The organism is Streptomyces spectabilis, assembly GCF_008704795.1.
GTDB lineage: Bacteria > Actinomycetota > Actinomycetes > Streptomycetales > Streptomycetaceae > Streptomyces > Streptomyces spectabilis.
The window spans coordinates 8,304,541-8,320,996 of record NZ_CP023690.1 but is presented as its reverse complement, the minus strand read 5'-3'; the positions used below and the strand labels follow the sequence as shown (position 1 = coordinate 8,320,996).

The following is a 16,456-nucleotide window of genomic DNA, read 5'->3' as shown; positions in this document are numbered from 1 at the left end:
GGTAACGCGGTGAGCGGCGCCGCGGTTCCACCGCGTCACGTCAACGTTCCGCCGCCGAATCGGAGTTGACCAGCGGGAACCGATCCGCGGGTGCGCCGGGAGCGGCGGCCGGTTCCGTGCGGCGCGCCCACAGCGCGGCGCCCGCGAGCAGCACGGCGGCGCCGAGCAGCCAGCGCGCGGTCCCGGCCGGCAGGAGCCCGGCGGCCAACCCCGTGAGGGCGCCGACCAGTTGCAGTGCGAGGGACTGGACGGACAGCGCGGTGGCCCGGCCCTCGCTCGTCACCCGGTGGTGCAGCAGCTCGTTCTGGCTGGGGTTCGCCGCGCCGAGGCCCAGATACACGAGCGCGTAGCCGCCGACCGCGAGGAGCACGGGGGCCGGTCCCGTGGCGGTCGCCGTGACCGCGAGCAGCAGAAGGCCGCCCCCGGCGGCACCGAGGCAGAGCAGGACGGCGCGCTCCCCGCCGCCGGCGAGGCGGGCGACGGGCGGGGCGAGCTGGCTGCCGAGGGCCGAGCACAGGAATCCGCCGCAGGCGAGTCCCGCGAAGACCACCGCGCCCGACTCCGCCGCGCCGGTCAGGTCTGCGGCGCGGCCCGGGGTGAGCAGTTCGACGGTGACCAGGGCGCTGCCCGCCGCGCCCGCGCTGAGCACGACCCGGCGCACCAGGGCGTCGCTGCCGCCCAGGCGGATCCCGGCGGCGATGGCGCCCGGGACCTCGCGCAGCACGCCGCGCAGGGTGGCGCGGGGCCGTGGCGGCTCGGGCAGCGCCGTCAGCACGTACACGATGAAGGCGAGCGCGACGGCCACGCCGAGCAGCGCCGGTACGGACAGCGGCAGGACGAGCCCCGACGTGGCCTCGTCGAGGCGGCCGCCGAGGTCGGGGCCGAGCCCGAGGAGCCAGGGCAGCGCGCCGCCGACGAGGGTGCCGACCGCCAGGGCGACGGAGGTGGCGGTGGCGCCGCGCGCCAGGCCGGTGCGCAGCTCGGCGTCGGGTCCCGCGCTCGCCTGCACGGTGTCGACGTACCAGGCCTCCGCGGGGCCGCTGGACAGGGCGCGGCCCGCTCCCTTGAGGGCCATGGCGAGGGCGAGCACCCAGGCGGTGGTGCCGAGCGCGTGCAGGGTGAGCGCCACCGCGTCGAGCGCGCCCGCGGCGGCGAGTACAGTCCGGCGGCCGAGGACGTCCGCGAGTCCGCCGGTGGGCAGTTCGAGCAGCGCGGCGGTGAGCGAGTGTGCGGCTATGCATCCCGCGACCGCCGCGAGGGCGAGTCCCCGCTCGGTCATCAGCGGGACCATGGGGGCGATGGCGAGGCCCATCGGCAGCCAGAACAGTCCGCTGGCGATCACGTACCGGCGCCGGGCGACGCGGGGGGCGAGGGGCTGCCGGACCGTCACGACGCACCCCAGCTGACGTTGCGGTGCCCGCCGGGGCCGTCGTGGCCGTGGGGGACGCCGGGCCCGTCCGGTCCGTCCGCGCCGGGTTCCTCCGGCCCCGCGGGCCCGCCTCCGGAAGCGGTGCTTCGCTCCGCCCCGCCGGGCTCGTCGCCTTCGCCGGGTGCCGCGAGCGGGTCGTACTCCCCCGGCATCCGCGCCGCCACCGGCAGGGTCGCGGCGAAGACCACGACCTGCTCCGCCCGCGGGTCCTCGGCGTCCCGCTCCGTCAGCTCCGCCAGCTTCCCCTCGAAGGCCTGCCACAGCTCGGCGAGGGAGTCGGCCGTCAGGCGCGGCATGAGGTCGGTGATCCCGGCGTGCCGGCGCCACTCGGGCCCGATGCGCCCGGCGTCCAGGTCCCGCTCGTACCGGGCCAGGGAGCGGTGCAGATGGTCGAGCTGGCGCCGGGCCATGCGGCTCATGAAGGCGCGGCCCGCCGGCGAGGCGTCCATCTCCTCGTTGTTCCAGCTGGTGACCGCGTGCACCGGGCGCCAGCGCCGCTCGCGTCCGTCGCGGTGCTCGGCCTCGGCCACGAACCCGTACTTCGCCAGGACCCGCAGGTGGTAGCTGGTGGAGGCGGACGACTCACCGGTCTTCACGGCGAGCTCGCTCGCCGTGGCGGGGCCGTCCGCGCGCAGCAGGCCGAGCAGAGTGATGCGCAGGGGGTGGGTGAGGGCCTTGAGGGCGGCGGCGTCCCGCTCGGGGTCGAGGACCCGGTTTTCGTCAGCCATATGGGCAGCGTAGGTCGCCGTCGCCACTTTCCAAAAGAGTTTTTGCAGAGTTTCTTTGGGAAAGTCGTGCACGGCCCGGGCGCGCCCCGGGACGCGACCCCGGGCGGGGCCCGAGACGGCCGGGAACGTGCGGCGTCGACAAACACCCCGCGCCGTGGGGACGGCGCGGGGTGTGTGGTGCGTGCGGGCGGATACCGTCAGTCGATACCCGGCAGGATGTGCGGCTCGGCGAGGTCGTCCTCGTAGCCGGCGAGACGGATCGGGGCCGCCTTGGCCCAGGCCTCCAGGTTGCGGAGCTGCTTCGGGCGGCCCGCCCGCTCACCGCCGGCTTCGGCCGGCTTCTCCTGCTTCGTCAGATCTGGTGTCACCGCGCACTCCTCTGTGTCGCGTAACGGACAAACGATGCTCATTGCTTTCGCTGTCTTCGCGGTCGCGGTGGCGCCGGATGCGGGCGGGATCGCGGCCGTGGTGGCGAGCCTGTCCCTGGACGGCCGCGAGGCGGTGGTGGATGCCTTCCAGCCGTCCGTTCGCACCAGATTAACCAAATGAGCGGGAGTCTGCTCGATAGCGCTAGACCTAAGGGGTGACTTCCGGACATCCGCCTGCGGGCGGACGCCGCGTCACCTCCCGGACGGGCGCGCGGCTCTTGACTTCCGGGCGGGCGCGCTCTCTCGGCCTCCCGGCCGAGGGTGCGCCCGCGCACGGGAGGTCACCACTTGCCGGGCGCGTAGTCCTTCAGGAAGACGCCGTACACGTCGTCGCCCGCCTCGCCGCGCACGACCGGGTCGTAGACGCGGGCCGCGCCGTCGACCAGGTCGAGCGGGGCGTGGAAGCCCTCCTCGGCCAGGCGCAGCTTGTCGTAGTGGGGGCGCTCGTCGGTGATCCAGCCGGTGTCGACCGAGGTCATGAGGATGCCGTCGGTCTGGAACATCTCCTGGGCGCTGGTCCGCGTCACCATGTTCATCGCGGCCTTCGCGGCGTTGGTGTTGGGGTGGCCCGCGCCCTTGTAGCCGCGGCCGAACACGCCCTCCATCGCCGAGACGTTGACGACGTACGCGCGCTTGCTCGCCGCCTTGCGCGCGGCCTCGGCCATCACCTCGCGCAGCTTGCTGATGAGGATGAACGGCGCCGTGTAGTTGCACAGCTGCGTCTCAAGCAGCTCCACGGGGGAGATCTGCTCGATGGACTGCACCCAGGTGTTGCTGTCCACGACGTCCGGCACCAGGCCGCCCGCGTCGATGGCGCTGCCGTCGCGGTGCCGCTCGACGCTGGCGTTGCCCGCGACCAGGGCGAGGTCGGCGACCTTCTGCGCGTCGAGCCCGGTGGCCCCGAGGGGCAGCGCGGCGAGGCCGTCCACCGCGCCGGAGTTGAAGGCGCCGATCACGTGGTGGGCGGGCAGCTCGCCGGCGGGCAGCGGGGCGCTCTCGCCCTCGACGAGCGCGGCGTAGGCGGAGGGCAGCCGGCGCACGGTCTGGGTGGCGTTGTTGATCAGGATGTCCAGCGGGCCGCGCTCGGCGACCTGCTCGGCCAGGGCCACGGCCTGGGCCGGGTCGCGCAGGTCGATGCCGACGACTTCGAGGCGGTCGATCCAGTCCGCGGAGTCCTCCATGGCCTTGAACCGGCGGATGGCGTCCTTGGGGAAGCGCGTGGTGATCGTGGTGTGGGCACCGTCACGCAGCAGCCGCAGCGCGATGTACATGCCGATCTTGGCGCGGCCGCCGGTGAGCAGCGCGCTCTTGCCGGTGAGGTCCGCGCGGGCGTCGCGCTTGGAGCGGTTCAGGGAGGCGCACTCGGGACAGAGCTGGTGGTAGAAGTAGTCGACCTCCACGTACCGCGTCTTGCAGGTGTAGCAGGAGCGGGGGCGCTGGAGTATCCCCGCGATCTTGCCCGCCTCGGTGACCGACGACGGCAGGATGCCCTCCGTCTCGTCGTCGATGCGCTGCGCGGAGCCGGTGGCGGTGGCTTCGGTGACGGCCTTGTCGTGGGCGGTCTTCGCGGCCCGGCGCTCCTGGCGGCGGCGCTGCTTCACGGTGCGGTAGATCCCGGCCGTGGCGCGGCGCACCGTGATCGCGTCGGGGTGGTCGACGTCCAGCTCGTCGAGCTCCTCGAGCACGCTGAGGCAGACGGCGAGACGCTCGGGGTCGATGCCCGGACCGTACGCTTCGACGCCGGCGACGGCGCCGGTGCCCTCCTGCTGGCTCTCGTCTGTGACCGTCATCGCCGCTGTCGTTCCTCATCGCGCTCGTGCCGCGGCTCGCCTGGGATCGACCGCGGATACTCCAAAAGCGGAACTTTACGTAGCGCGGGGGTCCGGTATCAAACTCGTCCGGTCGTCGCAGGCGGCCACGAGCCCGGCGAGCTCCGCGCGCACGCAGGCCGCGAGCCGCTCCAGGTCCGGCACCGCCGCCGCGTCGGCGACCAGGCCGTAGTGGACGCGCCCCCGGTAGGTGGAGACCGCGACGGCGAGGGCCTGGCCGTGCGCGAGCGGGGCGAAGGGGTAGACCTCGGTGAGCGGGCAGCCGCCCAGGGCCAGGCCGAGGCTCGGCAGGGGCACGCTGGTGACCAGGACGTCGAAGAGCAGCCGGGCGGCGTGGGCGAGGGACCGGCCGCCGACGCGGTGCCCGAGCGAGGGCACGTGGTCGGCGAGCAGCGCGACGGCGCCCGCGCCGCGCGTGGGTCCCGCGTCCTTGTTGCGGTCCATGGCGGCGCGCACCGCGGCCAGGCGCGCCAGCGGGGCGGGGTCGTCGACGGGCAGCCGGACCAGATAGCCGGAGAGGCGGTTGCCCTGGGGGTGAGCGGCGCGCGGGCGGCGGCGCGACACGGGGACGAGGGCGCGCGGCGCGACGCCGTCGCTGCCGTCGCCGCGCTCGTCGAGCCAGCGCCGCAGCGCCCCGGCGACGACGGTGATCAGGACGTCGTTGACGGTGCCGCCCGCGGTCTTGCGCACGCGGTGCACGTCGTCGAGGTCGAGCAGGACGCCCGCGGTGCGGCGCGTGCCGGTGGGCCGTGAGGTGAGGGCGGCGGAGGAGCGGGTCCCCCAGGTCGCGCGGGCCACCGCCGCGCCGATGCCGAGCGCCCGGCCGGCGTCACCGACGGCGGCGAGGGCGGCCGACGCGGCACGGCCGGGCACGGCGGCGACGAGGCCCGGCAGCTCCCGCGGGTCGAGGGCCCGCCACCACGGCGGGTGCTCCTGGGGGTGCTCCCGCGGGTGGGCGGCGCGTACGGCCGTGGGCGCGGTGCTCGCGGCCGGGTCCATGACCGCGGCCGCGAGCGTGAGCGCCCGCAGTCCGTCCGCGAGCGCGTGGTGGAACTTGAAGAGCACGGCGAAGGACCCGCCGTCCGCGCCGGGCAGGACGTGCGCCTCCCACGGCGGCCGGTCCCGGTCGAGCGGCTGCTGCAGCAGGGCGCCCGCCGCCGCGTGGAAGTCCCGTACGGGCGCGGCGAGCCGCACGTGGTCCAGCGGGTCGAAGCCGGGCGCGGGGTGCCGCGCGGCGCCGCCGAGGGGCAGCAGCACCCGCCGGATGCGCAGGCGCAGGCCCGGCACGGCGGCGGCGCGCGCGGCGAGCAGTTCGGCGGCGTGCGCGGCGGCCGAGGGCGAGTCGGCCGTGAAGACGCCCAAGGCCCCCAGATGCATGGGGTGTTCGGCGGACTCGATGCTCCAGAAGGCGAGATCGAGGGGTGCGAGCAGGTCTGAGCTCTCAGAGGTCATGGCTTGCTCTCGCGTCGATGACGGGGAGCAAGCAGCCAATCACCCTCTGACAATTACGGTCAAGTACGATCTAGCTACGTACAGTTAACGCCTCATGAAGGCCCGCACCCCTCGCCCGCACCCCTCGTCCGTACTCCTTGCCCCCCTACGGGTGGGTCACACCGTCCTGGCGAGGCGGTCAGCGAGCAGCTTGGCGAAGCGCGCCGGGTCCGCGAGGTCGCCCCCTTCCGCGAGCAGGGCGGTGCCGTACAGGAGCTCGGCCGTCTCGGTCAGCTCCGGGGCGTCGGCGCGCTGCTCGTGCGCGGTCCTGAGCCCGGTGACCAGCGGGTGCTCGGGGTTCAGCTCCAGGATGCGCTTGACCGCGGGGACCTCCTGGCCCATCGCCTTGTACATCTTCTCCAGCGTCGGCGTCAGCCCCTCGGCGTCGCTGACGAGGCACGCGGGCGAGCTGGTCAGACGGGTCGTGAGCCGGACGTCCTTCACGTCGTCGAGGGTCTCCTTGAGCCAGCCGAGCAGCGGCGCGTAGCTCCCGGACTCCTCCTCCGACAGCTCCTCGTCGGCAGGCAGGTCGACCGCGCCCCGCGTGACGGACTGGAACTCCTTGCCCTCGTACTCCGCCACTCCCTCGACCCAGATCTCGTCCACCGGGTCGGTGAGCAGCAGGACCTCGTACTCCTTGGCCCGGAAGGCCTCCAGGTGCGGGGAGTTCTCGACCTGCGCGCGGCTCTCGCCGGTCATGAAGTAGATCTTGTCCTGGCCGTCCTTCATCCGGGAGACGTAGTCGGCCAGGCTCGTGGGCTCCTCGCCCGCGGTGGAGCCGAAGGACGCGATGTCGAGGATCGCCTTGTGGTCCTCGGACCGGTCGAGCAGGCCCTCCTTGACGGCGGGGCCGAACTCGCGCCAGAACGTGCGGTACTTCTCGGCGTCGTTCTTCATGAGGTCCTTGACCGTGGACAGGACCTTCTTCGCGAGGCGGCGGCGGATCAGCTGGATGTGCCGGTCCTGCTGGAGGATCTCCCGGGAGATGTTGAGCGACAGATCGGCCGCGTCCACGACTCCCTTGACGAAGCGGAGGTGGTCGGGCAGCAGCTCGCGGGTGTCATCCATGATGAACACGCGCTTGACGTACAGCTGGACGCCGTGACGGGCGTCGCGCTGGAAGAGGTCGTGCGGGGCGCGCGACGGGATGAAGAGCAGCGCCTCGTACTCGAAGGTGCCCTCCGCCCGCATCTGGATGACGTCGAGCGGGTCCGTCCAGTCGTGGCTGATGTGCCGGTAGAACTCGCGGTACTCCTCGTCGTTGACCTCGGACCGGGGCCGCGCCCAGAGCGCCTTCATCGAGTTGAGGGTCTCGTCGCCCATCCGGATGGGGAACGAGATGAAGTCCGAGTACCGCTTGACGATCTCCCGGATCTTCCGGTCGTCGGCGTAGTCGTACAGCGCGTCCTCTTCGTCCGCGGGCCGCAGGTGGACGGTCACCGAGGTGCCTTCCGGCGCGTCCTCGACGGTCTCGATGGTGTACGTGCCGTCGCCGTCCGACTCCCAGCGGACGCCCTGTTCCGTACCGGCCTTGCGGGTGACCAGGCCGACCTTGTCGGCGACCATGAACACGGAGTAGAAGCCGACGCCGAACTGGCCGATCAGCTCGGCCGACGCCGCGTTCTCCTTCTGCTCCTTGTTCCCGTCGTTCCCGTTGTTCCCGTTGTTCTTGTTCTCCTTGAGGCGGCGCAGGGTCTCGGCCGTGCCGGACCGGGCGATGGTGCCGATGAGCCCCACCACGTCCTCGCGCGACATGCCGATGCCGTTGTCCCGCACGGTGAGAGTGCGGGCCTCGGCGTCCGCCTCGATCTCGATGTGCAGGTCGTCGGCGCGCAGCGCGTCGTCGGTGAGGCCGGCGAGGCGCCGTTTGTCCAAGGCGTCGGAGGCGTTGGAGATCAGCTCGCGCAGGAAGATGTCCTTGTTCGAGTAGATCGAGTGGACCATCAACTGCAGGAGCTGCCGCGCTTCCGCCTGAAACTCCAGCGTCTCGGTGCTCATTGCGTCCCTTCACTAGCCTGATGTACACAGATCGGTCACAGAATGTGCGCGCGTGCGCACATCGAAATCTGGCACACCGCCGCCTGCCCGGACAAGCGGCCACGGCATACGGCGGGCCCTCCCCCGCGTCCTGCCGGGTGGAGGGCCCGCCGTCTCACTCCGCGACGTACGTGCGCTGGGTCCATACGAAGACACGCAGTTCACGGTCGTCGACGCGGGTCGTGTCGGTGCTGGCCTCGAAGTGTTCGTAGCGGTTGCCGCACAGCACCTTGACCTTGTCCACGCTGGGGTCCGGCAGATAGTGCAGTCGGTCCTCGTCCGTGATCAACGAGCGAGAGCCGCCGCTGAGGAACACGTTGGGAGTGCCGTGGTCGACCATGGTTCATCCTCACCTTCGGGGCCAGCGGTTCCGGTTGTGGCGCTGAACTTGGGGTTCCGGGAGGGTGGTTGCGGCAGGGGGAAACCTCGGATCAACGGAAACACGGTCGCCTCTCGGCTCATTCAGTCGGCTTCCGCCATTCCCGACCTCGAATTCTGCCGCTGTCCGGTGACTCACGCCGTCCGGTGGCTCGCGAACGACTCCGCAACGAGGAGATCTTTTCCGTACGGAAAGCCGTTCCGCGCCGTTCCGCGCCGCACCCCCAACCCCCGCTCCCTCAAGGAACTGTCGCCAGCGTACGCGGCGGGTACGGGCAGGGGTATAGGTACCGGCGCCCACATCTGCCCTCAGCATCAGGTCTACCAATGCTAGTAGAGTCGCCGCTCCTCGTGCCGGGGCGTACGGCCGCCGCCCGCGCGCCACCGGAACTATCAATTCTGATGATGGCGCGCCGTGCCCGGTGTCGGGATTATGGGGGCGCCCCACGGTTCGCCGGTCGTCCGCATCCCGAAGGTATTGCAAGGAATTGCGAGGTGCACCTTGAGTGTCGTGCTTCTCCTGAACGGACCCAACCTGGGCGTTCTGGGCCGGCGTGAGCCCGAGATATACGGCACCGACACGCTCGCCGACATCGAGGCGGCGGTCGCCGAGGAAGTACGTGCCCAGGGATGGGAGGTCCTCTCCGTCCAGCACGACGGGGAAGGGGACCTCGTCGGCGCGATTCACCGGCACGGCGAGAGCACGGTCGGGGCCATCGTCAATCCGGGCGCCCTCATGATCGCGGGATGGAGCCTGCGCGACGCGCTGGCGAGCTACGCGCCGCCGTGGGTCGAGGTGCATCTCAGCAACGTGTGGGCCCGCGAGCGATTCCGCCACGAGTCGGTGATCGCTCCGCTGGCGAGCGGGGTCGTGGTCGGCCTGGGGGCCTTCGGCTACCGCCTGGCCGCCCGGGCCCTGTTGCACCTCGCCGCGGCACCGCGGCACAGCCCGCACTCCGCGAACGGCGAGGTCGGCGGGCGGACGCCGTAGCGACGCCCGCGACCGCGGCGGGTCCCGCGCGGCTACGGCGAGTCGCGCGCGCCGGGTGACGGCACGGTGCCGAGCCGGAATCCGATCCCGCGTTTGGTCTCGATCCAGTCGTAGGAACCGAGCTTCTGCCGCAGCGCCCCGATGTGCACGTCCAGCGTCCGCGTCGAGCCGAACCAGTGCTCGTTCCACACCCGGGCGATGATGGCCTTGCGGGTGTGCAGCGTTTCGGGGTCCTCCATCAGCATGGCGAGCAGGTCGAACTCCTTGGGGGTCAGCCGCACCGGCCGTCCGTGCAAGGTCACGTCCCGGTTGCGCGGATTGAGGCGCAGCGGCCCCGCGACCAGGACCTCACCGGCCTGAGCGGCTGCCCCCGGAGAATTCTGGCCGACCGGACAGGGATACGAGCGGCGCATGACGGCGTCCATGCTCGCCTGCAATTCGTGGAGCGAGTCCGATTTCACCACGCAGTAGTCCGCTCCGGCGTTGAGCGCGAGGACCCGGTCGATCTCATTGACGCAGGGGCCGAGGATGATGATGGGCACCGACGCCTGGTCGCGGATTCTTTTGCAGACCTCGCGACTGTCCATGCCCGGGGTGGAGGAGTCGAGCAGCAACAGATCGAAATCGCCGAAGTTCTCCAGGGCCTGGGCGCTGGTCGGCACCGAGATGACGAAGTACTTCGCAGGGAGCGGTGGGTGGTGCAAGGCAGTGCTCAGACGCGCATCATTGCTTACCAGCAGAACGCGTGTGGATGGCTTTCCCAAAGCGCTTCCCTCCAGAAATACTGATGACCTGCCCGGCTCCTCTTGCCTCGATCTGAACTACCCGCCCCCCATTGATCCGACCTGAAGACCTACCCGGCTGATATCGCGCCGAAACGGTAGCTGTTGTTCCGGCTTGAATTTTGCTTGAGTGAACTGGCGGGAGATGCGCGGCAGTTGTCGCCGCCGGCGCGGAAGGAACCCTGGATACGAGTGGTGACGCCGTTGCCGCCGGGCCGGACAGAGCCCCCGGTGATCACCGGGCCCTGCCGCGCCGAAGCGGGAGGCCGCTCCCCCGACCGACTCGCGGGCCACTTCTCGCACAAGGTCCACTCCGTCCTGGACGGTCGCTCCGCACCCGGCTGCCGCAAGGCCCGCACCTGAATCACCCGCCGCCCCGGCCGGGCCGAACTGCCCGCCCCACCAGCCCACTTCGCCCGAGCGGCACACCCGGGCGCGCTCGCGCAGGCACCCACCGTGCCACACCAAGATCATCCTGCAAAGACCCCGAAAGCCCCTGCCGCCACGCGATCCGGCCGCCCCGCAACATGACGAGTCACAGCCAAGCAGGCGCGAATGCACGGGTTACTCGCCCGTAAGTCCGCGCACTGCCGCTAAGGTAAGAAACTGGCCACGGCAAGGAATTGGCCACGGGAATGCCAGGCCCCCGGAAGATCGCTGCAAAATCGGTCAAATCGCAAGCGACACCTCCGCGCGCCCGCCACAGCTTTGAAATTATGCTTCACCTCCGCTGAAGTGCTCCTGCACTTGCGGGGCTTAACGTTGGATCATCGGAACATGTCAGATGCAACTTGAGCCCCCGCCCCCTTCCCGCCAGTTCCGTCTCATCGGCACCGACTCGTGCCGCCGCTGCGGCATGTCTGCCCGCCTTCGGTCGGCGAAGCCGGCGCCACGCGGTAGTCGACGAGGCGTCATATAGCGGTGGCGCGCGCCCCCTTGCGCGCCTGTCCGCCATCACGACAACCGCGCTCGCGCACGCCCCCGTGATCGGTGCTGCCGGAACCGCGCGCGGACCACCAGGCGTTAGTGATGATCCACTGACAGGAGATGTGATGCTCGATTCACCGTTCCGCCTGCAGCTGCCGCCATCCCTTTACGTCATGGGAGCCTGCGAGAACAGCTCCTGCGAAACCGTTCGGCTCGCCACACTCTCCTTTTCCGCCTGGTCGCGCGGCGATCTCACAGAAGGCCTGCGCCTCGCGGAAAGAGCCGGGAAAACAGCACCGGAGTGCTCGGGGAAATGCGTGGGCCTCGCCAGGATCTGGCACTCGGCGCTCCTGGTGAGAATCCGCGAACCGGCGGCCGGAGCACGCGTGCTCGCGGGCGTGGCGGAACTGACGGCCGCCACCACGAAATCCGGCGGCCTGAGGGCGGCCTCACTGACGTGCGCGGCGGAACTCGCCTTCACCCAGGGGGACATCGACACCGCGGTCGACCTGGCGGAGAAGGGGGTGCGCGAGGCACAGCAGCTCGGCCTCACCTGTCTGCTCCCCGAGGCGCACGCCGTGATGGCGCTCAGCGCCCTCAGGCAGGGCAACATGAGCGTGAGCTCGGACTTCGCGAACCAGCTCCGGGACGACGCCCTGCTCGGGCAGACGGTCCACCGCCCCAGCCAGTGCGCCTGGGCGGCGGCCCAGCTCCTGGAGGTGCAGGGCGGTGCGACGAGCGCCGCCCACCTCGTCGTCGGCATCATCACGGACGACCAGCTCATCCTGGAGCTCCTGGCCGCGCAGCCGGCCGCCGCCGCCTGGCTCGTCCGGGCCGCGCGGCAGCTCGGCGACGAGGTCCTCGCCAAGCGGGTGGCCGCCGAGGCGTCCGAACTCGCCGCGCGCAACAGCGGCGTCCGGTCCGTGGAAGCGGCGGGAACGCACGCCGAGGGTCTCCTGGCGGAGAATCCGGAATTCCTGGTCGCCGCGGCCGAGGCGCACCGGGATCTGTGGGCGGCCGCGTCCGCCTACGAAGACGCCGGAAAACTGCTCGCGGACACGCTTCAGGAGCGTGACCGGGCGGTGGACGTCCTCGAACGGGCGGTGGACGGATACTCGAAGTCCTCGGCCCCGCGCGATGCCCGCCGGGTCGTGAGCAGGCTCCGGTCACTCGGTGTGCGGCGCGGCCGCTATCCGCAGTACGCCACCCATGACAGCGTGAAGATCGGCTCCCTCACCAATTCGGAGGTGGCCGTCGCCGAGCTGGTGAGCCAGGGCTTCACGAACTCCCAGGTCGGCGAGCGCCTCTTCATCTCCGGGCACACGGTGGCATTCCACCTCAAGAAGATCTTCCGCAAGATGAACGTGGCCTCACGCGTCGAACTCACCCGTACCTGGAGCCGGATTTCGAGCGCCGACTACTGAGCCAGGAACCGTAGTTCGACGTCCAGTGGTAACGTTACCCGGCTGCGAGCCGGGACATTCTACGAGGCAATTCACCGTGCCGCGGAGGCGAATCCCCATGAGGATCATCGCGGACGCCGACAAATGCGTCGGCTCCGGCCAGTGCGTTTTCACCGAACCGGACCTGTTCGACCAGAGCGAGGACGAGGGCACGGTCGTCGTCCTCAACGCCGAACCCGAGGGCGAACTCCTGGAGCGCGGGGCCCGCGAGGCCGTCGACAACTGCCCGGGCCAAGCCCTCTCCCTGACCGAATGAACCGACCGAATGAACCGCCGGAATGAACGACGGAACGAACTGACGGAACGAACTGACGGAACGAACTGACGGAATCAGCCGCACCTCTCCGGGCAGCGCGGCCTATCAGGTCGAGGGATGCCAAGTGCGGTCGGGGCCGTCCTAGGCTGCGAAGCCGCGGAACGGTTCCAGGAACGGGCCCGCGCGCTCATCCCTTCCGGCGTCCCGGGCGCTCATGACCGCGGTGTCGCGCGAGTGCGGTGTGCCGTTCGGCTCGCGCTCGGGCCGCCGCGGTCTTCCCGGCAGAGAGAGGACTTCGTCGATGACCGCAGTCAACGCCTGGCTGGCCGAGGACTACGCGCAGGTGAACGCGCCCCACATCAAGACGGCCCTGGCCGCGCTCGAACGCGCTGGCGGCGCCCTGGAGAAGGGCGGCACCTTCGCCGAGATCGGCTGCGGCACCGGGGAGGTCGCGCGGGCCGTCGCGGAGCGGGGCTTCGAGGTGTGGGCCAGCGACGCCTCCCCGTCCATGGTGGCGGCCACGCGGCAGCGGTGCGCCGGGCTCTCCGTGCGGGCCGAGGTGTGCCCGGCCGAGCAACTGGAGCTGCCGCGCGGCCGGTTCGACCTGATCCACTCCTCCTGGGTGCTGCACTGGCTGACCGGGGCCGAGGAGCCGCTGCGCCGGATGGCCCGTGCGCTGCGCCCGGGCGGCCATCTCGTACTCCAGTGGTCCGGCGCCCAGCCGCGCGGCGACGGCGCGGGGATGTTCGGGATCGTGCGCGAGGTCTCTGGCAGCGCGAAGTGGAAGGGCCTGCTGGCCTCGGCGCCGCCCGCGATGCGGGACTACCCGGCAGAGGAGGTGGCGGAGGTGCTCCGGGACGCGGGCCTCGAACTGGTCGACTACGACCCGGCGATCGTGCACGCCCTGGGCGGGAACGGCTCCCTGCCGTCCGACGCGGAGCTGGCCGAGATGCGCAGGCGGTACAAGCTGATGGGCTTCGCCACGCAGGCCGACGCGCTGGGCGAGCGCGTCGACGAGTTCGTGGACGAGGTGCTGCTGGCGGCGTTCGCCGCGGGCAAGGCCGGTCTCCACCACGCCAGGATCGTCGCCCGGCGCCCCGAGTGAGCCCTGCCGATCCGGCGAAGTCGGCCCAGCGAACCCGACCCGGCGAACCCGAAGGAATTGAGTGCGATGAATGCAGTGGCCACGTTCACGCGCCTGCGCGAGTACATGGTGGGGCCCTCGCGGTTCATGATCCTGCTGTCCTGTTTCGAGCTCGGCATCGTCGACGCGCTGCGCAAGCGGCCCGGCATGACCGCGGCCCAGCTCGGCGAGGCCGTCGGCGCCAAGCCGGACGCCGTGGAGCAACTCCTGCACCTGCCCGTCAAGGAGGGTTTCGTCGCCTTCGACAAGGCGTCCGGCGGCTACTCCCTCGACGCGTTCGCGGACGTGTCCGAAGCCGATCTCCAGCGGGTGCTCCCCGTCCTGAACATGATCAAGGTGGTCATGCTCCGGCAGCTGTTCTACCTCACCGACAGCGTCAGGACCGGCGGCATCGTCGGCCTGGACAAGCTGTACGGATTCGAGGGGAACCTGTACGAGGCCGTGGCCGAGCACCAGGACCTGCGCGAGTCCTGGGCGACGATGATGGACGACGTCACCGCCCACATGGACCCCTGGTTCTTCCGCAACATCCACATACCGCCCGGCTCGCAGGTGCTCGACCTGGCCGGGAACACCGGGCTCGGCGCGATCCTGACCTACCGTCTGAAGGCGTCGCCCGGCCTGCGCGTGACGACGTTCGACCTGCCCGAGAAGGAGGACGAGTGCCTGGAGAACTTCCGGGCCCAAGGTGTGGCGGAACACTGCTCCTTCATCGGCGGCGACGTCTTCCGCAGCGTCCCCAAGGGGTTCGACGTCGTCCTGATCAAGCACTTCCTCGACATGTTCGACAAGGACGACGTGCGCACGATCCTCAACGGCGTGAGCGAGGCCCTGGAGGTCGGCGGGAAGGTCAACATCCTGGTGCCGGTCTACCCCGAGGACATCGGGGAGCCCAGCAGCGTCGGCGTCGACATCTTCCCCGCCTACTTCCTCGGCTGCACCATGGGCCAGGGCGGGCCGCAGAAGCTGTCGACGTACCGGAAGTGGCTGGAGGAGGCCGGGTTCCGGGTCACCAGGACGGTCGCGCAGGACCTCACCACCATGCCGGGGGCCCTGATCGCCCACGGCATCCTGTGCGCGACGAAGGTCGCCTGACCGTGCCGGGCGCCGTCGACGCGCCCTGATCCCACGCACCGTACGCCCGTACTCCCTCGCCCCCGGGATCTCCGGGAGGGCGAGGGAGTACGGGCGTACGCGCGCTCAGGCGAGGCGCAGCGGGAGCTTCTCGACGCGGGTGACGCCGGGGCGCAGCGTCCAGACGATCTCCTCGCGCGGCACCGCGAGGGACATCCCGGGGAACCGCTCGAACAGCGCGTGCAGCGCCACCTCCGCCTCCTGGAGCGCCAGCGGAGCTCCGAGGCAGTAGTGCGCCCCCTGTCCGAAGCCGAGGTGGCTCTGCCCGGTCTCGCGGCCGATGTCGAGGCGCTCGGGGTCGTCGTACCGGCGCGGGTCGGTGTTCGCGGGCAGGATCAGCGGCATGACGGTGGCGCCCGCGGGGATCGTCACGCCGCCGAGCTCGACGTCCTGCGACGGGTGCCGGGGCAGTCCCCACTGGGTCGGGCCGAGCCGCATCAGCTCGTTCACCGCCTGCGGCCACCGGGACGGGTCGGCCCGGACGAGGGCCAGTTGGTCCGGGTTCTCCAGGAGGGCGAGCACCGAGTTGGCGAGCAGGTGCGTCGTCGTCTCGTGCCCGGTGATCACCAGGGTGAAGACCAGGGTGACCATCTCCCGCTCGGAGAGCCGGTCGCCGTCGTCCTCCTGGGCCTCGACGAGCGCGGAGATCAGGTCGTCGCGCGGCTCGGCGCGCCGCCGCGCGATCGCCTCCAGCATGTGGTCGACGCACTCGCGCATGACCCGCGGGAGGCGCTCGCGGTGCTCCGTGGGCGAGGACAGGCAGTGCCCCCACTCGAACCAGGGCGCGCGGTCGGCCTCGTCGATCCCGACGAGCTCGCAGATCACGGTGAACGGGAGCGGATAGCAGAACGCCGTCAACAGGTCGACGGGCGCGCCGTCGCGGCCCGCGTCGGCCATCGCGTCGAGCAGCGACGTGGTGATCTCCTCGACCCGGGGGCGGAGCCGGGCCACCCGGCGTGCCGTGAACGCCTTCGAGACAAGGCCGCGCAGGCGGCGGTGGTCGGCGCCGTCGATCTGCATGAGCTTGTCTTCGAGGTAGTCGACCAGGTCGGTCGGCAGATTGAGCTGGCGCATGATCGTCGTACGGGTGTCCGGGGCGTCGGGCACCGACGCCGGGTTGTTGTGGAAGCGTGGGTCGGTGAGCACCTGGCGGACGTCCTCGTAGCGGGTGACCAGCCACATCGGGCGTCCGCCCATGATCGAGCCGGTCAGGGTCGGCGCCTGCTCACGCATCCGCGCGTACGCGGCGAACGGGTCGGCGATCAGATCCGGCGAGAGCAGGTCGACCGGCTCGGTCGCGTTCTCGGCGGTGGCTGTCATGGGTCTCCCCTTCGGCGTCGAGGATTTCGCGGCGGCGGAGCTGAATAGGGCACGGCGGACCCGGACTTTGAAGTTCCCGGGTCCGTACGGCCCTTGACACGACTCTTCGGCAGGCTAGG

General features: G+C 71.1%; 16 protein-coding genes. 7 read left to right on the top strand and 9 right to left on the bottom strand.

Annotated elements, in window-relative coordinates; genetic code table 11:
* Positions 1–40: 40 nt before the first annotated feature.
* From CP982_RS35390 to CP982_RS35380, 3 genes are all read right to left on the bottom strand, one after another.
* The gene (locus CP982_RS35390) at positions 41–1,312 is read right to left on the bottom strand and encodes an MFS transporter (RefSeq protein ID WP_150515889.1); all 1,272 of its coding nucleotides are present in this window, start codon (positions 1,310–1,312) and stop codon (positions 41–43) included.
* A gap of 74 nt (positions 1,313–1,386) precedes the next feature.
* Positions 1,387–2,157: a helix-turn-helix domain-containing protein gene (locus CP982_RS35385; RefSeq protein ID WP_150514195.1), complete on the bottom strand. Its 771-nt coding sequence runs from the start codon at positions 2,155–2,157 to the stop codon at positions 1,387–1,389.
* Positions 2,158–2,354: 197 nt separating this feature from the next.
* Positions 2,355–2,525: a hypothetical protein gene (locus CP982_RS35380; RefSeq protein ID WP_229878985.1), complete on the bottom strand. Its 171-nt coding sequence runs from the start codon at positions 2,523–2,525 to the stop codon at positions 2,355–2,357.
* Between the two features lie 34 nt (positions 2,526–2,559).
* Here CP982_RS35380 and CP982_RS41950 point away from each other — a divergent pair, with 34 nt between their 5' ends.
* Positions 2,560–2,706 carry a hypothetical protein gene (locus CP982_RS41950; RefSeq protein WP_161624921.1) on the top strand — a complete coding sequence of 49 codons (147 nt, stop codon included), beginning with the start codon at positions 2,560–2,562 and terminating at the stop codon, positions 2,704–2,706.
* A 160-nt stretch (positions 2,707–2,866) separates the two neighbouring features.
* Here CP982_RS41950 and CP982_RS35375 read toward each other — a convergent pair whose 3' ends face one another.
* From CP982_RS35375 to CP982_RS35360, 4 genes are all read right to left on the bottom strand, one after another.
* Positions 2,867–4,375 carry an SDR family NAD(P)-dependent oxidoreductase gene (locus CP982_RS35375; protein ID WP_150514193.1) on the bottom strand — a complete coding sequence of 503 codons (1,509 nt, stop codon included), beginning with the start codon at positions 4,373–4,375 and terminating at the stop codon, positions 2,867–2,869.
* Between the two features lie 75 nt (positions 4,376–4,450).
* Entirely contained in the window at positions 4,451–5,866 is a 1,416-nt protein-coding gene (locus CP982_RS35370; RefSeq protein ID WP_150514192.1) for a wax ester/triacylglycerol synthase family O-acyltransferase, read from the bottom strand.
* Between the two features lie 156 nt (positions 5,867–6,022).
* Positions 6,023–7,903, bottom strand: a complete 1,881-nt coding sequence (gene htpG, locus CP982_RS35365; protein ID WP_150514191.1) for a molecular chaperone HtpG — start codon at positions 7,901–7,903, stop codon at positions 6,023–6,025.
* A 154-nt stretch (positions 7,904–8,057) separates the two neighbouring features.
* Complete coding sequence (locus CP982_RS35360) at positions 8,058–8,282, bottom strand: DUF5988 family protein (protein WP_150514190.1); 225 nt, start codon at positions 8,280–8,282, stop codon at positions 8,058–8,060.
* 540 nt (positions 8,283–8,822) lie between these two features.
* Here CP982_RS35360 and CP982_RS35355 point away from each other — a divergent pair.
* Positions 8,823–9,311: a type II 3-dehydroquinate dehydratase gene (locus tag CP982_RS35355; protein WP_150514189.1), complete on the top strand. Its 489-nt coding sequence runs from the start codon at positions 8,823–8,825 to the stop codon at positions 9,309–9,311.
* Between the two features lie 32 nt (positions 9,312–9,343).
* On the opposite strand, the gene CP982_RS35350 is transcribed toward CP982_RS35355, so the two are convergent.
* Positions 9,344–10,075 (bottom strand): response regulator transcription factor, encoded by a 732-nt coding sequence (locus CP982_RS35350; RefSeq protein ID WP_150514188.1) that lies wholly within the window; start codon positions 10,073–10,075, stop codon positions 9,344–9,346.
* Positions 10,076–10,324: 249 nt separating this feature from the next.
* On the opposite strand from CP982_RS35350, the gene CP982_RS43030 reads away from it, so the two are divergent.
* The 5 genes from CP982_RS43030 (at position 10,325) to CP982_RS35330 (ending at position 14,978) form a co-directional block, all read left to right on the top strand.
* Positions 10,325–10,456 carry a hypothetical protein gene (locus CP982_RS43030; protein WP_260422975.1) on the top strand — a complete coding sequence of 44 codons (132 nt, stop codon included), beginning with the start codon at positions 10,325–10,327 and terminating at the stop codon, positions 10,454–10,456.
* 881 nt (positions 10,457–11,337) lie between these two features.
* Entirely contained in the window at positions 11,338–12,444 is a 1,107-nt protein-coding gene (locus tag CP982_RS35345) for a helix-turn-helix transcriptional regulator (protein WP_150514187.1), read from the top strand.
* Positions 12,445–12,541: 97 nt separating this feature from the next.
* The gene (locus CP982_RS35340) at positions 12,542–12,739 is read left to right on the top strand and encodes a ferredoxin (protein WP_150514186.1); all 198 of its coding nucleotides are present in this window, start codon (positions 12,542–12,544) and stop codon (positions 12,737–12,739) included.
* Between the two features lie 301 nt (positions 12,740–13,040).
* On the top strand, positions 13,041–13,844 hold the full coding sequence (locus tag CP982_RS35335; protein WP_170316557.1) for a class I SAM-dependent methyltransferase: 804 nt from the start codon (positions 13,041–13,043) through the stop codon (positions 13,842–13,844).
* A 66-nt stretch (positions 13,845–13,910) separates the two neighbouring features.
* Complete coding sequence (locus CP982_RS35330; protein WP_229878984.1) at positions 13,911–14,978, top strand: acetylserotonin O-methyltransferase; 1,068 nt, start codon at positions 13,911–13,913, stop codon at positions 14,976–14,978.
* Positions 14,979–15,083: 105 nt separating this feature from the next.
* Here CP982_RS35330 and CP982_RS35325 read toward each other — a convergent pair whose 3' ends face one another.
* Complete coding sequence (locus tag CP982_RS35325; protein ID WP_150514184.1) at positions 15,084–16,337, bottom strand: cytochrome P450 family protein; 1,254 nt, start codon at positions 16,335–16,337, stop codon at positions 15,084–15,086.
* Positions 16,338–16,456: the final 119 nt, after the last annotated feature.